The organism is Bacillus sp. JJ1532, from assembly GCF_036965085.1.
GTDB lineage: Bacteria > Bacillota > Bacilli > Bacillales > Cytobacillaceae > Cytobacillus.
This window is the reverse complement of record NZ_JBALOW010000029.1, coordinates 1-21,640: the sequence shown is the minus strand read 5'-3', so window position 1 is coordinate 21,640 and position 21,640 is coordinate 1. Positions and strand designations below refer to the sequence as shown.

The 21,640-nt window shown below is 39.8% G+C and carries 20 protein-coding genes; 6 read left to right on the top strand and 14 right to left on the bottom strand.

Annotated elements, in window-relative coordinates; genetic code table 11:
• Positions 1 to 128 precede the first annotated feature (128 nt).
• Entirely contained in the window at positions 129 to 1,322 is a 1,194-nt protein-coding gene (locus V7122_RS11365; protein ID WP_335345147.1) for an FtsW/RodA/SpoVE family cell cycle protein, read from the top strand.
• 71 nt (positions 1,323 to 1,393) lie between these two features.
• Here V7122_RS11365 and V7122_RS11360 read toward each other — a convergent pair whose 3' ends face one another.
• The gene (locus V7122_RS11360; protein WP_335526800.1) at positions 1,394 to 2,266 is read right to left on the bottom strand and encodes a sulfite exporter TauE/SafE family protein; all 873 of its coding nucleotides are present in this window, start codon (positions 2,264 to 2,266) and stop codon (positions 1,394 to 1,396) included.
• A gap of 343 nt (positions 2,267 to 2,609) precedes the next feature.
• Here V7122_RS11360 and V7122_RS11355 point away from each other — a divergent pair, with 343 nt between their 5' ends.
• From V7122_RS11355 to V7122_RS11335, 5 genes are all read left to right on the top strand, one after another.
• A complete protein-coding gene (locus V7122_RS11355; protein ID WP_335484814.1) occupies positions 2,610 to 3,047 on the top strand; it encodes a Dps family protein in 438 nt (145 codons plus the stop codon).
• A 114-nt stretch (positions 3,048 to 3,161) separates the two neighbouring features.
• Positions 3,162 to 3,818 (top strand): VC0807 family protein, encoded by a 657-nt coding sequence (locus tag V7122_RS11350; protein ID WP_335345144.1) that lies wholly within the window; start codon positions 3,162 to 3,164, stop codon positions 3,816 to 3,818.
• Between the two features lie 67 nt (positions 3,819 to 3,885).
• On the top strand, positions 3,886 to 4,779 hold the full coding sequence (locus V7122_RS11345; protein ID WP_335484812.1) for a DMT family transporter: 894 nt from the start codon (positions 3,886 to 3,888) through the stop codon (positions 4,777 to 4,779).
• 25 nt (positions 4,780 to 4,804) lie between these two features.
• On the top strand, positions 4,805 to 5,431 hold the full coding sequence (locus tag V7122_RS11340; RefSeq protein WP_335526798.1) for a pyridoxamine 5'-phosphate oxidase family protein: 627 nt from the start codon (positions 4,805 to 4,807) through the stop codon (positions 5,429 to 5,431).
• A 229-nt stretch (positions 5,432 to 5,660) separates the two neighbouring features.
• Entirely contained in the window at positions 5,661 to 6,983 is a 1,323-nt protein-coding gene (locus tag V7122_RS11335) for a TrkH family potassium uptake protein (protein WP_335526796.1), read from the top strand.
• A 337-nt stretch (positions 6,984 to 7,320) separates the two neighbouring features.
• On the opposite strand, the gene V7122_RS11330 is transcribed toward V7122_RS11335, so the two are convergent.
• The 13 genes from V7122_RS11330 to V7122_RS11270 form a co-directional block, all read right to left on the bottom strand.
• On the bottom strand, positions 7,321 to 8,103 hold the full coding sequence (locus V7122_RS11330) for a serine hydrolase (protein WP_335526794.1): 783 nt from the start codon (positions 8,101 to 8,103) through the stop codon (positions 7,321 to 7,323).
• Between the two features lie 2 nt (positions 8,104 to 8,105).
• Complete coding sequence (locus tag V7122_RS11325; protein ID WP_335526792.1) at positions 8,106 to 9,128, bottom strand: ABC transporter ATP-binding protein; 1,023 nt, start codon at positions 9,126 to 9,128, stop codon at positions 8,106 to 8,108.
• A 2-nt stretch (positions 9,129 to 9,130) separates the two neighbouring features.
• The gene (locus tag V7122_RS11320) at positions 9,131 to 10,060 is read right to left on the bottom strand and encodes a C40 family peptidase (RefSeq protein ID WP_335526790.1); all 930 of its coding nucleotides are present in this window, start codon (positions 10,058 to 10,060) and stop codon (positions 9,131 to 9,133) included.
• The gene (locus V7122_RS11315) at positions 10,044 to 11,153 is read right to left on the bottom strand and encodes a dipeptide epimerase (RefSeq protein WP_335345137.1); all 1,110 of its coding nucleotides are present in this window, start codon (positions 11,151 to 11,153) and stop codon (positions 10,044 to 10,046) included. Before V7122_RS11315 ends, V7122_RS11320 begins: the two co-directional genes overlap by 17 nt.
• A 64-nt stretch (positions 11,154 to 11,217) precedes the next feature.
• Complete coding sequence (locus V7122_RS11310) at positions 11,218 to 12,138, bottom strand: S66 peptidase family protein (RefSeq protein WP_335526788.1); 921 nt, start codon at positions 12,136 to 12,138, stop codon at positions 11,218 to 11,220.
• A 316-nt stretch (positions 12,139 to 12,454) separates the two neighbouring features.
• On the bottom strand, positions 12,455 to 14,098 hold the full coding sequence (locus tag V7122_RS11305; RefSeq protein WP_335345135.1) for a peptide ABC transporter substrate-binding protein: 1,644 nt from the start codon (positions 14,096 to 14,098) through the stop codon (positions 12,455 to 12,457).
• Between the two features lie 162 nt (positions 14,099 to 14,260).
• Positions 14,261 to 15,259 (bottom strand): ABC transporter ATP-binding protein, encoded by a 999-nt coding sequence (locus tag V7122_RS11300; protein ID WP_335345134.1) that lies wholly within the window; start codon positions 15,257 to 15,259, stop codon positions 14,261 to 14,263.
• 5 nt (positions 15,260 to 15,264) lie between these two features.
• Positions 15,265 to 16,218 carry an ABC transporter permease gene (locus tag V7122_RS11295; protein ID WP_335345133.1) on the bottom strand — a complete coding sequence of 318 codons (954 nt, stop codon included), beginning with the start codon at positions 16,216 to 16,218 and terminating at the stop codon, positions 15,265 to 15,267.
• Positions 16,218 to 17,150, bottom strand: coding sequence for an ABC transporter permease (locus V7122_RS11290; protein WP_335345132.1), 933 nt, complete (start codon positions 17,148 to 17,150; stop codon positions 16,218 to 16,220). Before V7122_RS11290 ends, V7122_RS11295 begins: the two co-directional genes overlap by 1 nt.
• 13 nt (positions 17,151 to 17,163) lie before the next feature.
• A complete protein-coding gene (locus tag V7122_RS11285) occupies positions 17,164 to 17,988 on the bottom strand; it encodes a M55 family metallopeptidase (RefSeq protein ID WP_335345131.1) in 825 nt (274 codons plus the stop codon).
• Positions 17,989 to 18,139: 151 nt separating this feature from the next.
• Positions 18,140 to 18,457, bottom strand: coding sequence for a DUF3870 domain-containing protein (locus V7122_RS11280; protein WP_335345130.1), 318 nt, complete (start codon positions 18,455 to 18,457; stop codon positions 18,140 to 18,142).
• 172 nt (positions 18,458 to 18,629) lie between these two features.
• On the bottom strand, positions 18,630 to 19,841 hold the full coding sequence (locus V7122_RS11275; protein ID WP_335345129.1) for an alanyl-tRNA editing protein: 1,212 nt from the start codon (positions 19,839 to 19,841) through the stop codon (positions 18,630 to 18,632).
• Positions 19,842 to 19,875: 34 nt separating this feature from the next.
• Complete coding sequence (locus V7122_RS11270) at positions 19,876 to 21,228, bottom strand: D-serine ammonia-lyase (protein WP_335353491.1); 1,353 nt, start codon at positions 21,226 to 21,228, stop codon at positions 19,876 to 19,878.
• Between the last annotated feature and the right edge of the window lie 412 nt (positions 21,229 to 21,640).

Below are 21,640 nucleotides of genomic sequence, written 5' to 3'. Positions count from 1 at the left end.
TTTTATTTTCGGAAACTTCTAGGCTTATTTTTTCGTCATATAAGTATGCAGCAGGAAAAGGCATTGAAAGGGTATTTTTTCTTTGTTACGATGAAATGGAAAGAATAATAGGAATAGGTGTATGCTTAATGAATAAGCCAATAAAAGTAGCCGAACGATTCGATTGGACATTGTGTCTTCTTTTATTTATATTTTTTTTAATAAGTTGTATAGCTATATATAGCGGGCAAGCATCTGGACAATATGAAGGTAATTTTGTGTTGAGCCAGGTAAAGAACTATGTAGTAGGGATTGTGATAATTGGAATTGTCATGTATTTTGACAGTGAACAAATTAAAAGACTCTCTTGGATTCTTTACGGGCTGGGAATCTTGCTTCTCATTGGGTTGTTTATAGCACCTCTAAGTTTAGTACCAGAGATAAAGGGTGCAAGGCTGTGGTATAAAGTTCCTGCACTTGGTTCCTTTCAGCCATCTGAATTCGTTAAGGTTTTCCTTATCATTACCTTAAGCAGAGTCATTGCCAATCATTACGAAAAGTTCATCGTCAAAACGATAAAAACTGATTTATTTCTTTTATTTAAACTTGGAATCATAACAGCTGTTCCGTTAGGTCTGATTATTATTGAGGATTTAGGCACAGCCCTAGTAATCATCGCTATTGCAACAGGCATTATTTTAGTATCAGGGATCTCTTGGAAGATTATTGTCCCCATTTATGGATTAGGTACCGTTTTTGGCGGAACCATTCTATACCTAGTCATTTGGGCACCTGAGTTTTTGGAAAAACACTTTAATATTCAAACGTATAAATTGTTTCGAATATACTCCTGGATAGATCCAGCCGGCCACAAACAGGGCGCCGGATTGCAGCTGTATAAATCATTGCAGGCCATCGGCTCCGGCCTTTTAACAGGAAAAGGCTTTAGCGAAAGACAGGTTTATATTCCTGATAGTCATACTGACTTTATATTTAGCGTAATAGGCGAAGAATATGGATTTATTGGCGGCAGTTTGGTCATTAGTTTATTTTTCCTCCTCATTTATCATTTGACGAAAACAGCTCTTGAAACGAAGGATCCATTTAATACTTATATTTGTGTGGGTGTGATCAGTATGATTACTTTCCACGTTTTTCAAAATATCGGGATGACCATTCAAGTTCTGCCGATTACAGGTATCCCCCTTCCTTTTATAAGCTATGGAGGAAGCTCCTTAATGGGCAATATGATGGCAATGGGTCTTATATTCAGTATTAGGTACCACCATAAAGCTTATATGTTTGCATCTGATTCCAAATACGTGGCTAAAAGAGCCAACTAATCTAATATGATAGGTAGCTAATGTACCATTCCCCTCATTCACAAAAAATCGGGCATTTCCGCCCGATTTTTTCATGCTGATCCTTTTATTTTTGCACGATAGCTTTGAACCTTCATCATTGATTTAATAAAGAAATACAGAATAAAGCAGCCTAATAAAATAAGTCCGACTATACTTAAACCGATAAGTTTAAAAATGACACTTATTAAGGTTGCAATATAGATGCTGCTAAGCAGCAGGGTTATTTCTTTATTTTCATAATATCTCGTCAGCTTCGCGCCAAAGGATGAGCCAATTAGACCACCTGCAACAAGAAGCAAACTTACTTTATAATTGATCGGAACCGTGAATGCGTAGGATAAAAAAGCTACTGGAACGATTAGAAAAATGGTAAAAAGACTTGTTCCGATCGCTTTCTTTGGTTCTAATCCCAAAAAGGCAACCGAGAGCGGCACAATAATAAAGCCTCCACCTACTCCTAATGTTGCAGAAACAAATCCTGCGAATGCACCGATAAGAATCATTTTTATCATTGATGGGGCAACAGGATTGCTTTTTTCAGACCCCTCTGCCTTACGCCCTTGTTTAAACATTTTCATTGCAAAATACGAGAGTAAAATGATATAAAAAATCGGGATAACCCATTCATCTAAGCCTCTATTTTCCAAGAAAAGCACAAATGGCTTTGCCAGCTGAGTGGCTGCAATTCCGCTTATGCCGAGAATGACTCCATTTTTCCAAAGGATGTTTTTTAAGCGGATATGTGTTGTGATTCCTGAAAATGAAGTTCCAAGTGTAAATAATAAACTTGTCGTCACCGCTTCAATAGGAGAATAGCCAAAAAGCATGAGCAGAGGTGTTAAGATAAATCCTCCGCCAACCCCGAAGAAACCAGATAATACACTAATACAGGCACCTAATAGAAAAAATAAACCAATGAGCATCATAAAACTCCTTACTGAATGCGACCTTTCCTATATTGTAGATGATTTATCCGCTTAATGCTAAACTTTTTCAGCCTTAGCTTGATACGCCGCTTTCAACATTCTTTTCCTTTAACATGACGTGCCTCCATAAAATGAATTGCATCAAAGGAGAATGAACATTGGTAATATTATTTATGTATTCATTTGAAAAATGAAGAAAAACTAATAACAATTACTCCTAGCTCTTTTATGGCTAGGTTTTTTAATATTTAATACTAAATTATAATTATTATAATTTAGTATTGATTTTAACATTGTATATGTTATAATAAATTTAGACATAACAGAGGAGGATGAAATTATGGAAAACTTATATTCAGCATTAAATGTTCAAATTGCAAATTGGAGTGTCCTTTACACAAAACTTCACCGCTATCATTGGTTAGTAAAAGGCCCATTCTTCTTTACGCTTCATGAGAAATTCGAGGAGTTTTACAATGAGGCTGCAAGTGTTGTAGATGAAGTTGCTGAACGCCTGCTAACAATTGGCGGAACACCTGTCGCAACAATGAAGGATTACTTAAGCCTGGCAACGATCGAAGAAACAAAAGGCGAAACAACTTCAGATGAAATGGTTTCAAGTTTGATTGCCGATTACAAGCAATTAAAATCGGAGCTAAAAGAGCTAGCCGATTTAGCTGACGAACAAAATGAAGACGCGACTAATGATCTAGCTGTAGGGCTGATAGGGAAAATTGATACACATATTTGGATGCTTAGTGCTTACTTAGGAGAATAATATAAGACAGATGTAAAGTCAGTGAGATTTCTCACTGGCTTTTTTTCGTTTAAAAGAGGAATTGGCTTCTAAATCGTGAACTATTACAATAACTATTTTGTAGGATGTGGTTAATTGAAGAAATATATTGTTCTGCTTGATATTGTTTTTTACGTTGTGTTTCCCTTGGCAGTATGGAACTTAGGCCGCGAGTGGCTTGGGGACTACTTGGCCATGATTCTATCTACAGTACCAGGTATTCTTTACAGCCTATACCGCTTTTTTGAGCTCAAGAAAATTAACTTCTTCGGTATTTATTTACTAACCAATCTGATCATTACCTTCCTCATTGATGTACTAGCAGGTTCAGCCCTTCAGCTCCTTTGGAATAATGTCATTTATTCCTATATTTTAGGCGTTGTTTTCTTTGGGACCATCATTGTCAAAAAGCCCATTTTTTTATATATGGCGCTTGATTTGACGGAAATGCAAGGGCAGGATCGTTCAGAGATGAAATCCCTTTTCTTTGAGAAGAAAATATTAACCATCTTCGGCTGGATTACCGCTGGCTTTGCCCTTAAGTTTATCATTTTGGCAACTATTAAAACGTGGCTTATTCAACAATATGGTGTAGAAGCATTTGATAAAGGAATTATTTTAAGACAAATACTAAACTGGGGCTTTACGATTGTGTCATTGAGCGGTTTTTATTTTATAAACAAGGAGTTAGGAAAATCTTCTCATGATGATGACAAGGAGCCTTCTCAAGGAGAAAGTCCAATACTTAAATAATAATCACTCAGGATTGTAAGAAAATGTTAAGATTAGCTTATTGAATATGTTTAAGGAGCAACAGCATATGAATAACTTGAAGTACTCACTCTTTATTTTCATCGGTGCCTGCAGTTATGGGATTTTAGCTTCTATCGTCAAAACAGGTCTAACAGCCGGCCATACGGTTTATGAGTTAACTGGCAGCCAGTACTTATTTGGTTTTTTGTTGCTTTTAATAACTTATCCATTTATTAAACGGGTAAAAATTAGCTTTAAACAAGCTGGGGCACTTATGTTAACCGGCACTGCCTTAAGCTTGACAGGTATTTTTTATGGACTAAGCCTCGAGCGTGTCTCTGCTTCCCTAGCAATTGTTTCCTTATTTCAATTCACATGGATTGGTATATTAATAGAAGCCCTATATGAAAAGAAGATGCCAAGCAAAAATAAGATTCTTTCTGTCATCTTTCTAATTATTGGTACGGTTTTTGCTAGTAATCTTTTGAGCAGCAGCGCCCAGCCTCTTCAAATTGATGGTTTGGTTTATGGATTTTTATCTGCTGTTACGTATGCATTATTTATTTTTGCAAGCGGGAAAGTGGCAACAGGTGTGCCGACTATTCAACGAAGTGTTTTTATTACACTTGGAGGACTTATCGTACTCTTATTCATTGCAGGTCCTATGCTTATTACAAATGGGGTTAACCTCGATGGCCTGTGGAAATATAGTTTATCCATGGCGTTTTTCGGAGCGATTTTTCCAATCGTCCTTTTTGCAATTGGAACACCGAAAATTGACGCTGGGCTAGCTACCATTGTTGGGTCTGCCGAACTGCCTGCTGCAATTGTCGCTGCCATGCTTATATTGGGGGAGAAAATAACAAGTGCACAAACAATTGGAATTGCTCTTATCCTAATCGGCATTTCCATTCCCCAGCTTCGATTTATAAGAATGTCCCGGAATCGATTAGGAGCTTGAAAGATTTTTAGGAGGGAAATATATAATGATTTTTAAGGAAACCATTTCTTCCGAGGAAGAACTTCGCACATTATTAGGAACGCCCAGCAAAAATGTGGCAAATAAGGTAATCCATCATATAGATCATCACTGCAAGGATTTTATCGCAAAGTCTCCAATTCTATTTATTTCAACCTCGGATACACATGGAAACTGCGATACCTCTCCTCGCGGGGATGCGCCAGGTTTTGTACATATAATAGATCAACAACATATAGTTATACCTGAAAGACCCGGAAACAAACGGATGGATTCGCTGAGGAATATCATTGCTAATCCCCATATCGGTCTTATCTTTGTCATTCCAGGCCTCGAAGAAACTTTAAGAATAAATGGAAAAGCATGCATTATTAAAGATTCGGATGTTCTCGAAAAAATGGCGGTTCAAGGCAAGGTCCCTTCACTTGGCATCGGGGTTCGGGTAGAAGAGTGCTTTATACATTGTGCCAAGGCCTTTAAGCGTTCTAAGCTTTGGTACCCTGAAACTTGGTCTTCGAAAGATCAATTACCATATCCGCCGCAAATATTAGCAGATCATATTAATTTACCAGATGTAAATAGTGAAACCATTCATACATCTCTTGAAGAAAGCTATTCTAAAAGACTATATTGAAATGAATGCAGAAAAGGAGTGGTTCTAACAGAGCCATTCCTTTTTACTTTTATTAAAAGATTCCCCCCACTTCCCTTTATAACTAAGAATTTTTTATTGACATTTCCCTTTTTCAGGAGTATTTTATTAAACACGTTATTTTGGGGAACTCTTTAAAATAGCTCAAGTATCGGGGGGATTTTCATGCAAAGGCATTTTTGTTTTATTAGGAAAAAGGTGCATATTAGCCATGATGAATAAAACATTAAAAATCAGTCCACCACGTCTTCTTGTACTTGTTTTTGCTTTCTTTATTGGTGTAGGGACGATCCTATTAAAACTTCCCATAGCTACGGAGCACTCCATTTCTTGGATTGATGCACTTTTCACAACCACATCTGCTATGACAGTAACAGGTCTAAATGTAGTTGATCCGGGATCAACCTACACTTTATTTGGAGAGATTGTTATTATGTGTCTCATCCAATTAGGCGGCTTAGGTATTATGTCGTTTGCTGTTTTGATTTATTTCATGCTTGGAAGGAAAATAGGCTTTCAAGAGCGGCTCGTTATGCAGCATGCTTTAAATCAGACTTCACTTGGGGGAGTTATTAGGCTTATTCGGAATTTATTTATCTATTCTTTTGCGATTGAGGGCTGCGCCGTCATTTTGCTTTCGATACGTTTTGTCCCTGAATACGGTTTAGCAAAAGGTCTTTACTACAGTTTGTTTCATTCTGTTTCAGCCTTCAATAATGCAGGTTTTGCTCTTTGGGAAGATAATCTTATGGGTTTTGTAGGTGATCCTGTCATTAATCTCGTGATTTCGCTTTTATTTATTATTGGCGGTATTGGTTTTACGGTTTTAATTGATTTGAAAAGAGCAAAAAGATTTCGAGATTTATCTTTACATTCAAAGCTTATGATTATTAGTACGATTGCTGTAAACATAGCATCAATGATTATTATTTTTCTTTTAGAATACAATAATCCAAACACATTAGGCCCTTTAACTGGCTGGGAGAAATTCTGGGCCACTTATTTTCAAGCCGTTTCCCCTAGAACTGCTGGATTTAATACGGTTGATCTCAGCGGTCTTGAGGATCCCACTGCATTTTTCATGACTTTACTCATGTTTGTTGGTGCAGGGAGTGCTTCTACAGGCGGGGGGATTAAGCTGACAACCTTTATTATTTTTATTCTAGCTGTAACAACCTTTATACGAGGGAAAAGCGCTATTGTGGTTTTTCGAAAAACCATTGCTGATACATTCGTTATTAAAGCTTTAGCCATTACAATGATTAGTATCCTGTTTATCTTTATCGCGATATTCTTCCTTACCATTACAGAAAATCAGCCTTTTATAAAACTTGCTTTTGAAGTCCTGTCTGCTTTCGGTACCGTTGGACTCACAATGGGATTAACAGGAGACTTATCTGAAATTGGGAAACTGATCATTATCTTTATCATGTTCCTTGGAAAATTAGGCCCTTTAACATTAGTATTTTCATTTGCCCGTCATCAAAAGGAACAGAAAGTGCGTTATCCAAAGGAAGATATATTAACAGGATGAAAATATACTGGTTGGCTTGTAGAAACGGTTCTTCTACAAGCTTTTTTGATATTATTAGCTGAATAAATTTCATTTTGTTAGCAATTTCGAATGACTTATCAGCGAAATATTGATTTGTCAGCTAATTTAAGGATTTATTAGCCAAATCGATCTGTTTTGTCAGCCAATTTGGGGTTTAATCAACCCAATCGACCCGTTTATCAACCAATTTAGAGATTTATCAGCCAAATCGACTCGTTTATCAGCCAATTTAGGGATTTATCAGCCAAATCGACTCGTTTATCAGCCAATTCCAGCTCCGAAAAAAAACGCCCTATCCTCTAAGATAGAACGTCCCTCAACTCTTCATAAAATTTGAAAGCACCTTGCCGATTTGTGCTAGCGTCTGCCTGCCTTCTGCCTGCTTGGAAAGCTGATCAATCAAAACAGCAGCATAAATTGTTTTTCCACCATACTTAATGATAGCACAATCGTGTTCGACACCAGGTAATTCTCCTGTTTTATTAGCAACTTGCATGGCCTCTAAATCTATCGATTCAGAAAGCTTATTCTTAAACTGTTGCTTTTCCAGTATACCAAAAGCCTTTTCTGAGTTTTCCTTTGATAAAAAACGATGTTGATCAATGACCTTTAAGCAAGTAACCATATCATTTGGAGTTGTATAATTGTCCATTCCAATTTTTATTGCTTCAAAATCCATCATCTTTCGGTTAAGTTCAGTGCTTTGCAGGTTTAGAGCTTTTATACACTGATTAATTTCATTCATTCCTAGCCGATCGATTACTAGATTTGTCGCACTATTATCGGAAACAATGATCATTAATGCCATTAAATCGATTATTTTTAAATTCAAATCAGCCGACAAACCTTGTATGATCCCCGCGCCTCCTACTCTTTTAGAGGGGAAAGCGGGTAAATATTCGTGAAGGTCAAGAAGTCCATCTTCACATTGTCGAAATCCCTCTATTAAAATAGGAATTTTAATCAGACTCGCTGCAGAAAACTTATCATTATGATTGATTTCTATCCGGCCTTCACAAGTTTCAATGACTAATCCGACTCTACCTTCACAATGAGCAACAAGTTCAGAAACCTGCTTTTGTAAATTTCCATGGCCCATCATTACTCTTTCGCACGAAACGTAACAGCTACTTGCGAGTTGTTAGAGTCACCTGTCACGTTCTTATTATATAAATGGCAAGCAACAAAATGGCTCTCCTCCACTTCCTGCCATTCAGGCTTCATCGTTGCACAAGCTTCCATCGCATATGGACAGCGAGTTCTAAATACACATCCACTCGGCGGATTAATTGGACTCGGAAGCTCGCCCTGTAAAATAATTCGTTCACGCCTGTCTTCTACATCCGGATCTGGAATCGGGATAGCTGATAAAAGAGCCTGTGTATACGGGTGAAGAGGATTTTTATAAAGATTAGCGCTTTCCGTCAATTCCACAAGGTTCCCTAAATACATAACACCTATCCGGTCACTAATATGTTTAACCATGGATAAATCATGGGCGATAAATAAATAAGTTAACCCCTTCTTCTTTTGTAAGTTCTTTAGAAGGTTGACGACCTGTGCCTGAACAGATACATCCAGCGCGGAAATCGGTTCATCTGCAATAATGAAATCTGGATCTAACGATAGAGCGCGGGCAATACCAATTCTCTGTCTTTGACCACCGCTAAACTCATGCGGATAGCGATTCGCGTGATCCCTATTAAGACCAACGTCCTCTAATAATTGATATACTCTTTCGAGTCGCTCCTGCTTATTCGGATATACCCCATGAACCTCCATTGGCTCAGAGATGATTTCCTTTACGGTTGAACGCGGATTTAATGAGGCATATGGATCTTGGAAAATCATTTGCATCTTTCTATGGAAAGCAAACTTTTCTTTTTCATTCATTTCATGGACATTTTTTCCTTCAAAAATAACTTCGCCCTCTGTCCGATCATATAGCCCGATAATGGTACGTCCGGCAGTCGATTTTCCGCAGCCAGATTCCCCAACAATTCCGAACGTTTCTCCCTTTTTTATATAGAATGAAACATCGTCAACCGCCTTTAATATTTGTCCTTTTCCTAAAGAAAAATGTTTCTTAAGATGCTTTACTTCTAACAATGCTTCATTTGTCATAACTATTCCCCCGTCTCTTGCCAATAGCGTCTAGCTGCACATAATTCCTTTTCGTATACTGTGTCCTTTAATTCGATGATCTCTATACTTTTTCCTGTATTAGGGGAGTGCAGGAGCTTTCCTTCCCCGTAATAAATGCCAACGTGATGAATTTTGCCCTTCCCTTCCTCATAGGCAAAGAACAGGAGGTCGCCTGGCTTTATTTCGTTCAATTCAACATTTTCCCCTGAGGCTGCCTGATCATGTGCATCACGTGGAATCGTGTATCCATTAGCTTTGCACATTGAGTAGCTAAATCCTGAGCAATCATAGCCGTAGCTGCTCATTCCTCCCCATAAATAAGGCAATTGAAGGAATTGTACACCTGCCGCAACTATGCTTTCTCCATTACCTTTAGGACGAGCATGCAAGGTTTCATACTGACTGATTTCTCCAGCCTTTAACAGGCCATCTCCTGATGGCGTTTGAACCCGTACCCAATCACCCTCCAACCCTATTATAGGCAATATGGTTTGATAGCTTAATATCATAATAGGCTCATAATCGCTTCCGTATAGAATACTCTTTTTCTCGTCTACGACTGCAATTGTTCCCTCTTCAAGCTTCCAGTCTTGAGTCTGAATGAGCTGAGCCTTCGGAACCCATCCTGGATATCCTTTAGGATTTTTGGACGAAGCTTGGTCGAGAACAATGATTTGCGCCCAATCCTCCTTCTCTTCTGTAATCAGAACCTCTTGACCGAATAACACTTGTGTTTGGACGAGGTTTTGATTACATAGCCCTAAGCTCGTTTCATAGGTCAGGCCATTTAGCCACGCTTCCACATCAGCCGGGTACTCTACTGCTTCTTTATCGATTTCCCTCGCGGAGTCATAAGATGTCCAAACCGTAGCTACCGGAACATTTACTAGCCATTTATATTGAGTTGCCAAGTGAAACCCCTCCCTCTACATGAACATGGCGTATGCCTAGCCCTGGCTCTGATGGCAGGGTAACTTTTCTGCCGTTATATTTAATGCCACCTTCCACTAGCTCCTTCGCCAGCATTAATGGAGCGTCAAAATCAAAGCGGGTTATATTTCTCTTACTGGCTGCAAAGTGTGCTGCAGCTGTAATACCAATCCGCGTTTCAATCATACTTCCAACCATACATTCCATTCCGTTTACCTCTGCAAGCTGATTGATGATTTGGGCCTGATAGATTCCCCCAGATTTCATTAGTTTAATATTAATTAAATCTGCACTTCTAGTTTTAATCACCTCAAAGGCCTGCCGCGGTGAGAAAACACTTTCGTCCGCCATTATCAAAGTATCCACATGATCAGTCACCTGTTTAAGACCAGCTATATCCCAGGCTTTTACAGGCTGTTCAACAAGCTCAATATTTAAATCCATTTCCTCCATTTTACGAATGGCTTGAATGGCTTCCTTCGGTGACCAGCCCTGATTAGCATCCAGACGAATTTTTATTGCCTTGCCTACACGTCCCCTTATTTCACGAATCCGCTCGATATCAGTTAGAACATTATCCTTTCCAACCTTAACCTTCAGTACATCAAAGCCCTGCTGAACATAAGCAACAGCGTCTTCTCCCATTTCTTCAGGTCCGTTTACACTTACGGTAAAGTCGGTTTCAATTTCCTGTTTATGGCCCCCTAAAAACTGATAAAGCGGGAGCTTGCATTGCTGTGACAGACAATCATATAGGGCCATATCAATCGCCGCTTTTGCACTCGAATTTCCGATTAAAATCGATTGAATTCCTTGAAAAAGAGTTTCATAGCTTAATAGACTTTGCTGCTCTAAATATGGCTTTAATACATGGTGAATGGCTGATTCAATGCTTGAAAGAGTTTCTCCAGTAATGACAACAGTTGGCGGAGCTTCCCCCCAGCCGATTATTCCGTTGTCACATGAGACCTTTACTAAGATGGACTCAGCCGTAGTCACAGTGCGAAGTGCCGTTTTGAATGGTTTAATAAGTGGTATTGCTACCCTGTATGTCTCAATTTTGTCTATTTTCATATATACCACCTTTTAAGGTAGTTCAAAAGGAACAGAAGCATAGCACCCTTTGAACGAAATCATTTTACTGTATGCCACTTTCGATTATTAATTGTTTATTTGCAGTATCCAGTTCCGCATTCACACCAAGAGGGATGGAAATATGCGGAGAGCAATGACCAAATCTAAATCCCTTAATAGCAGGCTTATTAGCTAAAAGCGCATAATGATGTATCACCTCATCAAGAGATAAAGAAAGCTCCCTTTCCGGAACACAGTTATTAAAATCACCAATAATGAATCCTGCTGCATCATAAAGCTTCCCTGCCATATGCAATTGATTTAGCATTCTATCTATAGAACGAGGCTCTTCATTAATATCTTCAATTAATAAAAGCTTGCCTTTAGTATCAATCTCAAATGGGGTGCCGATTGTGCTCGCTATAAGGGACAAATTCCCCCCAGTTATTTCTCCGTTGGCTTTGCCTTCAATTAAAGTTTCTAATGGAGAAATTTCTTCGTTATATTGGATCTCAGTTGGATTGAATAATTGCTTAAAATATTCCTTCGAAAGTGGATCTGCATCCACTTTTCCGATATCAGATGCAAGCATAGGGCCATGAAAAGTAACAAGTCCTGCTAGCTTGCGAATAGCCGTATGCAAAAAGGTAATATCGCTGTAGCCCCAGAAAATTTTCGGGTTGCTTTTAATAAGCTCGTAATCAATATGGGAAGCAATTCTCCCCGTCCCATATCCTCCGCCTGCACAGATAATTGCCTTTACGTCATTATCTGCAAACATCATATGTAAATCTGCTAATCGATCTTCATCTTTTCCAGCTAAATATCCATATTGATCATAAACATGTTTTCCGAGCTTTATCTTTAATCCCAAATCTTCTATGAAAGCGAAAGAACGATACAAATTCTCTTGATTTGGCGGACTGGCTGGCGCAATAATACCGATGGTGTCCCCAGCCTTTAACGCGCGAGGTTTTATTAACATGCTGGCACATCCTTCCTGAAAATTTGACCTTTCCTTAATCAAAATATAAAAATTTCTTCATATTCTTTTTAAAAAAAGGGATGTTCAACCGAACACCCCTTTTGAAATTTAATTTAACTTACAAGTAAGTTAGCATAGATATCTAGCTCCAGCGCCTAGGGGCTCGCCGACTAAGAACGCCGCGTCCTGTGGCAACATCGGCACTAGTACGTCCTGTACGTCGGAGGTCATAAGCCAATCCGACAAGAAGGTTAAAGGGCAACCTTCTCGCCGGCTCGTCTTATGCTTGTCGCCCCTGGGCAAGGCGCTTCCGCTTTTAATTTTTATCCGCCCATTTCAGTTCCATATATCCAACAGGATGGCGAACGATGCCTGAAACAGCTTCATTCTCTAAATTAACTTGGTTATAGAAATAAAGTGGGACGATTGGCATTTCTTCAAATAGGATTTTCTCAGCCTCGTACATCATTTCATAGCGCTTTGCTTCATCTGCTTCATTTTTTGCATCCTTAATTAATTGGTCATATTTTGCATTGCTCCAGCCCGTACGGTTCATAGATAGACCAGTCTGGAAGTTTTCTAGGAAGTTAATTGGGTCCGCATAGTCAGCAAGGAAAGAACTGCGCGAAAATTGGAATTTCAAGGCTTTCTGGTCTTCCGCAAATACGTTCCACTCCATATTTGCAAGCTTCACTTCTACACCCAGATTATCCTTAAACATTTGCTGAAGAGCCTCAGCAATTTTCTTATGTGCATCACTTGTGCTATAAGTGATTGTTACTTCAGGAAGTGTCTCATAGCCTTCCTCTTCCATTCCTTTTGCTAAAAGAGCTTTTGCTTCTTCAACATCTGTTTTTACAAGATCGCCTGCTGTTTCACGGAAATCCTTTCCGTTCGCATCATTAAATCCATATGCAACGAAGCCATAAGCTGGCTTTTGTTTGTTTTTTGTAACAAAGTCAACAATTTGCTGCTGGTCAATGGCCATAGCAAAGGCTTTACGAATATTTACGTTTTGGAACGGCTCCATCGTTACGTTAAAACGATAGAAATAATCCCCTGCCTGATCTTCAACCTTAGCTTTTCCTTCTGAGAGAATTTGTTCAGCTAGATCTGCCGGAACTTCAGAAACGTCAAGCTCACCAGTTTGGAACATTTGGTATTCCGTATTTGTATCATCGATAATGGCCCAATGAACTTTGTCTAGCTTCACTGTTCCAGCATCCCAGTATTGGTCATTCTTTTCCATTACGAAATGGCTGTCATGCTGCCATTCTGTTAAGTTAAAAGGTCCATTTCCAACAAATGATGCTGCTTCAGCAAACCATTTTGGATTTTCAGTTGCTACCTTCTCATTAATTGGGAAGAAAGCCGGATTTGTAATAACACTTAAGAAATAAGCTTGTGGACTAATTAAAGTTACTTCGAAAGTTTTGTCATCAACTGCTTTAACCTTCACATCATCAGCTGAACCTTCGCCATTGTTATAAGCTTCTGCTCCCTCGATGAAATAGCCAAGGAATGCAGCTGGAGATCCTGTTTCAGGGTCTAAAAGGCGTTTCCATGCAAATACAAAATCGCCTGCTGTTACGTCATCGCCATTTGACCATTTTGCATTATCGCGAATGTGGAAAGTATATGTTTTCCCATCCTCTGACACATCCCATTTTTCAGCAGTTGCTGCTTCAGGGTCATGACTTTCACCTAGGCGTGTCAGCCCTTCCATTAAGTTATTTAACCCAGCCCAAGAAACATTATCAAAACCGATTGGAGGATCAAACGAAGTTGGCTCCATGCCATTGTTTAAATAAAGAACCTTTTCAGTTACTACCTCTTCTTCTTTATTGCCATCATCCTTCTCTTTTTCTACAGGCTCTTTTCCTGCATCCTGCTTTGCTGTACAGGCCGCAAGTACCAAAATCAATAGACCTGTTAGCAAGAGTGATAAAACCTTTTTCATGCCATTTCCCCCTTTTTAATATTAATGACCATTTTTACTATTCTCAGCTATATGATAATCGCTGATAGAAAAGAACCTTCAAAGGTCTCATGCCTTCGTACCCTTCTTGCTATATGCAATTAGGGCTATTTAAAAAGCTAGAAACCCTCTGAAAGGTCTGACCTACTTCATACTTGCCAGCATTTTCACAGCACGTTCGTCCTGCAGCCAGCAGTCAACTTGATGTTCATTACTTAGGTGGGTTTTAAATGGATAAGCCCGCTCACAAACCTCCATCGCATAGCTGCATCTTGCTGTAAAAGGGCAGCCTTTCGGAGGTGAAAATAGATCTGGAGGGGAGCCTCCTATCGGGACAAGATCAGCGCCTTCTAAGTCAAGACGAGGAACAGAGTTTAATAAACCCTTCGTATATGGATGCTGCGGTTGATAGAATATTTCTCTTCTCGAACCGGCCTCTACGATTTTTCCGGCATACATGACCGCAATCCGGTCAGCCACTTGGGCAACTACACCAAGATCATGGGTAATGAGTATAATAGATACACCTGTTTTCTTCTGAATATCTTTAAATAAATCTAGTATTTGTGCCTGTATCGTTACATCCAGTGCTGTCGTAGGCTCATCAGCAATCAATACCTCTGGCTGGCAAACGAGAGCCATTGCTATAACAATACGCTGCCTCATCCCCCCGCTAAATTGGTGAGGATAATGCTTTAACCTCTCCTCTGGATCTGGGATGCCTACTAAATCCAGCATTTCTAATGCTGTCTTTTTGGCCTTTTGTCTGGAAATGGATTTATGCTGCAAAATCCCTTCAATAATCTGTTCGCCAATCTTTAAAGTAGGGTTAAGAGCTGTCATCGGATCCTGAAAAATCATCGATATATCTGCCCCACGAATATTTCTCATTTCCGGCTCTTTCAATTTAGTTAAATCGTTTCCTTTAAATAGAATCGAGCCATCCACAATTTTACCTGGCGGATTTGGGATAAGGCGCATAATACTTTGTGATGTTACACTTTTGCCGCAGCCCGATTCTCCCACGATAGCTAGTGTTTCCCCTTTGTATAAGTCAAAGGTAACCCCTCGGACAGCTTTCACTTCTCCTCCGTATGTCTTAAACGAAACATGGAGATTATTTACTTCGAGAACTTTTTCCATGATGATTACCTCCTTAACTTCGGATCAAGTGCATCCTGGAGTCCGTCCCCGAGCACATTAAACGAAAACATGGTCAGTGAAATAAAGAATGCAGGGAAAAATAATCTCCACCAATGACCTGATAGAATAGTAGACAAACCATCGCTCGCCATTGACCCCCAGCTAGCAAAAGGCGGCTGAATGCCTAGCCCCAGAAAGCTTAGAAAAGCTTCTGCGAAAATAGCAGATGGTACAGTTAAAGTCATTTGTACAATAATCGGCCCCATTGTGTTTGGAAGCAGATTTTTCCTAATAATCCTTGATGTTTTCGTTCCGAATGTCTTAGATGCAAGGACAAATTCGTAGTTTTTTATTTGCAGGACCTGCCCTCTTACAATCCGGGCCATTCCAATCCATCCTGTTACAGTAAGGGCGAAGATAATTGTAAATAAACCTGGCCCCATGACAACACTTATTAAAATAACTATTAATAAATATGGCAGTCCGTATAAAATTTCAACTATTCTCATCATGACATTGTCTGTTTTTCCGCCTTTATATCCGGCGATTCCTCCATAGACAACCCCAATGGCAAAATCAATTAAGGCAGCTACGATCCCAACAAACAGGGATATTCTAGCTCCATACCACGTTCGAGAAAATACATCTCTGCCCAGTTCATCTGTCCCAAACCAGTGTTTACTTGAAGGGGGCAAATTTTGATTCATGAGCTTTTGTTCTGTGACATCATGTGGAGAAATGATTGGTCCAAATATCGCCATAAAGGCAAGAAAAATGAGAAAGGTCAGTCCCGCCATGGCTAATTTATTCTTTAATAGGCGTCTCCATGCGTCCTTCCAGTAGCTAAGACTTGGACGAACAACGGCCTCAGCCTCAGCTTGATTACTTTTTTTCGGAACAAACCATTCATCTGGAATGTCTGCTGCAATATGTCGATCATGCTGTTTTTTTAGTTCCATTAGGCCGCCTCCTTTTTATGCAGCTTGATTCGAGGGTCGAGGATGCCATAAGCAATGTCCACTAAAAATAGCATCATAATTAGAATTGAGCTGTAAAAAACTGTTGTCCCCATGATGACAGGGTAGTCTCGTTGATTAATACTTTCCACAAAATACTTTCCCATGCCCGGGATGGCAAAAATCTTTTCGATAACAAATGTCCCCGTCAGAATACTGGCTGCAAGTGAGCCTAATACTGTAACGACCGGCAATAGTGCATTTCTTAATGCATGTTTAAAAACAATTTTCACTGGTGACAATCCCTTTGCTTTTGCTGTCCTAATATAATCCTGTGTCAGTACTTCAAGCATACTGGCTCTCGTTAACCTGGCGATGATGGCCATTGGGCCTGTTGCAAGTGCTAACGTTGGCAGGATCATATGCTTCGGACTCACCCATGTAGCAACAGGAAGGATACCCCAGTTAACAGCCACTTGTTGAATAAGAAGGGTGGCCATTACGAAGTTTGGAATCGAGATCCCGAGAACAGCTATCGTCATGGCCATATAATCAATGAAGCCATTATGACGAAGGGAAGCAATCACTCCAAGTGTGATACCGGATAGAACCGCAACAATTAAAGTCACAATCCCTAGCTCAAACGAAACCGGGAATCCCCTTCCAAGCATTTCGTTGACGGTTTGAGATGATTTTTTAATTGAAGGTCCAAAGTCTAATGTAGCAACTGATTTCAAATACATTCCATATTGAACATAAAGCGGTTTATCCAAGTGATAGAACTTTTCCAGGTTCCTTTGAACCGTCTCATTCGTAGCCCTTTCCTCGTTAAATGGAGAGCCTGGTATCGAATGCATGAGAAAAAAGGTAAGCGTAACGATTAGCCAAAGTGTTACCAGCATGGCAATGAGGCGTTTTACAATGTAAGTTGTCATTTAATAACACTTCCTAACAGAATGATGTTCTCATCGCTAATTCAACCATGACCAGCATTGCTCTATAGGCTTCAAGAATATCCTTTGCCTGATAACGGACGATGGTCGAGTTTTCTTCAATCTCAGTACCTGGCATTAAAGCAGCCCATTCTGCTTGCCCGTAGTTGGCAAATTCGATTCTGAGAAGCGGATTATCTGGCGGTGCAAGCGGTTTCACTAAATCGCGATTTTTCAGAGCCTCGGCAGTTTTCTCTCTTAGAAGCTCGCCTGCTTTTGCAGGTGTTAATGATTTAACGGCTGAACGGGTAATCGTTTCCTTTACAACCGCAGTGGTTACATTTGGAATTAGCTGCTCCGCTTCCAATGCGGCACGGTCGTCTCCCGCTACCATAATGACAGGAACTCCATAGTAGCCTGCAACATAAGCATTGAGACCCATCTCTCCGACTGCCACGTCATTGATATACATATTGCGTACGCCAAAAATCATCGAATGGGACATTGCTCCCTTCATGGAAGCCCTTGCATGATAACCGACAAAAACAGCTCCAACGAAAGTTGAATCCAACCCTTGGACCATTGAATAAGGCTTAACATCTCCTACTATTACTTGAGCCTCTGGATGGAGGTTTTCTATGAGAAGATTATTCATTTTCGAATGGCTATCATTTACTAATACCTCTGAACAACCTTGGTCATAGGCTGCTGTAATAACATAGTTAGCCTCTTCAGTCATAATCCTTCTGCTTCGCTCGTAATTATGCTTGGAAGAATCAACATGTGTATAGTCAGCCAGACCTGTAATCCCTTCCATATCAACAGATATGTATAGCTTCATTTATATGTCCCCCTATTATAGTTTAATAGAATTTATCAAAAAACAACTTCTTTTGAAGAAACATACAGTATTTGAAATAAAAACCCAGCTGCCAGAGAAAATAATCATCTCTAACAGCTGGGTTTCATCTGCGTTTAACAGAAAAAGCAGCTTATTTATTCATTATTTGGGTATATTTAATATTCGCATTCTTAAAAGCCACCATTAAAGCCTTTTGAGATGATCCAAAATAACGCTGTTCAATTTCTTCCAGCACATGATCCACTTCTAGGATGGATTTTCCTACAAATAGTGATTTAATAAAAGATGAAGTCAATGCAATCGTGGATGAACATTCCGCATCAACTATTTGGTCGGTTTCTCGGTTGATGACAAGACCAATGAAGAAACCATTATACTTTTGCATAATCGGATTGTTCGAAGAAGTCTTACTGTCGCCAATAATATAAACAGTATTTTGCTGAAACATGAACATGCCTCCTGCAGAGCAAGGATATTACATGGGGTGTTAATGTGGTTAACATAAACATTCAATGTAATGCATAAGCCCTTACTAGGATTGTAATACAACAGAGTCAGACTGACAACCACTTAATAAGATTTTTCTAAATATTTTATTAACTGTTATTTTATTTTATTGCTTATTTTACGTCCAATAATACCTTGTCCCTTGCATGCTGAAGAAGCAGTTCACCCGTTATTAGTTTCTCTCCTCCGCCTTGAGCAAACTGATCGTTTCCTCCACCCTTTCCATTTATTAAAGGAAACAGCTCACTTGAAATACTCTTCATACTAACAGTCTGCTGGGCGCCTCTTGCACATACAAATTGCAGCTTGCTTTCCGTTTCATTCACTAAGAAAACAATAACTTCATTAGAAAGAGCAGTCATCAATCGGGCTAGCTTCTGAAGATCCTGAATAGACCGATTCTGAAAAACTTCATTAACGATCTTCCTATTTTCTGTATGATCTATTGAACTAAGAAGATCCTTTGCTTCATAGGACAAAAGCAATTCCTGCATAGCTTCTAATGACTTTTCGCGATCTTTTCCATTCTCTATTAGCTTTTTAGCTGCTGCCGCAAGATCTTGTTCCGGTGCATTTAACAGATCTGTCAACTCCCTGAGTACTTTATGCTTTTGATGGAGCTGGGTTAAAACCCGTCCTCCGCAAACAAAGTGAACCCGGATTTTATTTTTTTGCCGTTCCCAATCCAATATTTTGATAGGCCCAACTTCAGCCGTGGATTTCGGATGAGTCCCGCCGCAGCCGTTATAATCAAAATCAGGAATGATCACAAGGCGGATATTTTCGGTAACAGCAAGTTCCTTCCGTAATTGAGATTTGGAAAGTTCATCCTCCGAAACCCATTTCGTTTCGATTGGCCGCCCCTCTAACACAATTCGATTCGCTAACAGCTCTGCTTCCATCGCCTGTTCCTCTGTAAGCTCGCTAACATCTAAATCAATCGATACCATTTCTCTTCCTAAATGAAAACCTATCGTTGCAAAATTAAAAAGCTCTACAAAAGCCGCCGTTAAAATATGCTGGCCCGCATGCTGCTGCATATGATCAAAACGCCTGTCCCAATCAATTTCACACGCAACCATGTCAGCAGTTTCACCAAGCTCGGCCTCTAAATAATGGCGGATTTCTCCGTCAATTTCTTCCACATCAATAACCTTCACACCATTCAAGGCGCCAGTATCATAAGGCTGGCCCCCGCCCGTTGGATAGAAAGCTGTTTCATCTAAAACAGCAAACCATCTGCCCTGCTCATCCTTCTCTTGTTTCAGTAAATGGGCACGGAAGGATTTCATATAAGGATCTTTATAATATAACTTACCGTCCAATGTTTTAATCCCCTTTGCTTTTTCTTAAAAACACCTATTCTATCGTTTGTTTTCCTCTTTCGTAATATTGCTTCATTTCTTTCTCAGGCACCATGCTTCCGCCTGTTCCCCAGACGATGTGCACTGCATTGTTTAAATTTGACTGAAGCTGATTCTTTTCCGTATATGCTTTCCCCGTTTCGGATTGTAATAATTCGATATAAGTTGAGAAACCTGCAAGAGCGGATGGCTCTAGAAAAATCCCCTCTGTATCAGCAAGCAATGTCAGGAAGGAAAATAATTTTTCATCTTCTACAGTTGAAATTCCACTAATTTTATTTTCAATCGTTTTGCCAATAAATTCAGATGGGCGCCCAACAGCTAGTCCGTCAGCTTCCGTTTTGTTATCAATGCCAAAATCCTGAACGGCTACTTTATCATGAAGTCCCGTCATTAAACCAAGGAGCATACATGGGGAATGAGTCGGCTCTACGAAGAAACAATGGACATTATCTCCGAATACAAGCTTAAGGCCGAATGTGACTCCTCCTGGCCCTCCACCTACACCACATGGCAGATAAACAAATAATGGATGCTCCTCATCCACCTTAATATTCGTATCCTCCAGCTGCTTCTTCAAACGAATGGCTGCTACTGAATAGCCTAGGAAAAGATGCTTAGAGCTTTCATCATCAACAAAATACATATTCGGATCCTCATTTGCCTGCTTTCTGCCCTGTGCAACGGCTTCACTAAAATCCGATGCATGCTCAACGACAACTACTCCCTTTTCGCGAAGCAAATCCTTTTTCCACTGCTTGGCATCAGCCGACATATGAACGAACACTTTGAAGCCGAGCTTCGCGCTCATAATGCCGATGCTAAGCCCTAAGTTTCCTGTTGAACCTACAGCAATGGAGTAGCCTGAAAAAAAATCTTTATATTTTTGCTCAGCCAATATTGAATAATCATCCTCTAGCGAAAGCAGCTCATGTGTTAGGGCTAATTCCTCGGCATATTTCAGTACTTCATAAATTCCGCCTCTCGCCTTAATAGAGCCAGAAATCGGAAGGTGGCTATCCCCCTTCAAAAACAAATTTCCAGGTAAAACATGTTGATAAAGCTCTTCTAACCTAGTTTCCATATTCGGAATCGGAAAGAGCGGTGATTCAATAAATCCCTTTTCCTTCGCCGTTTCTGGAAATACCTTTGCAATGTACGGGGCAAAGCGCGCCAATCTTTCTTCCGCATCGATGACATCTTCCATCGTCATGGAAGAGTGCTCCGCGATTGACTTGTACTTCGGATTCGTCCAAAAAACTTCCTTTAACTTAGTCATTTCTGAAAGCACCGGGTATTCCTTTTCCCATTCTTCTATCGATTTCCCTTGAATAACATCAGTTTGCATCAAAATCATCTCTTTTCTACATTTTTATCTTGTTATTTTGAATGAAAAGAGGCACTTTTACAAGGTAAAACGCGAAATAATCGAAAATTTATTATTTGAGAAACAAGTTTGACAATTTAATATGAAAATAACAAGAGCAGAAAAGGACGGGTTTGTCGAACCGATCTTTTCAAAAGTGGGGATTGATACGTATCACCGATTTCCCCTTCATATGGATGATCGAGGCGTATATAAAAAGTTGTGACTTCTCCTTTTAAGGATGCCAAAAATTTGGCTGGGTTTGATGACCGAAGTTGACTATTGTTGGTAGGAGCGGGCACCTAAACCGGCTACTGATGACCGCTTGCACCTCAAAACCCTTGGAGCGGGAACCATTGCCTATGTTTGGTGACTGTGATGGGCTATTTTGGAC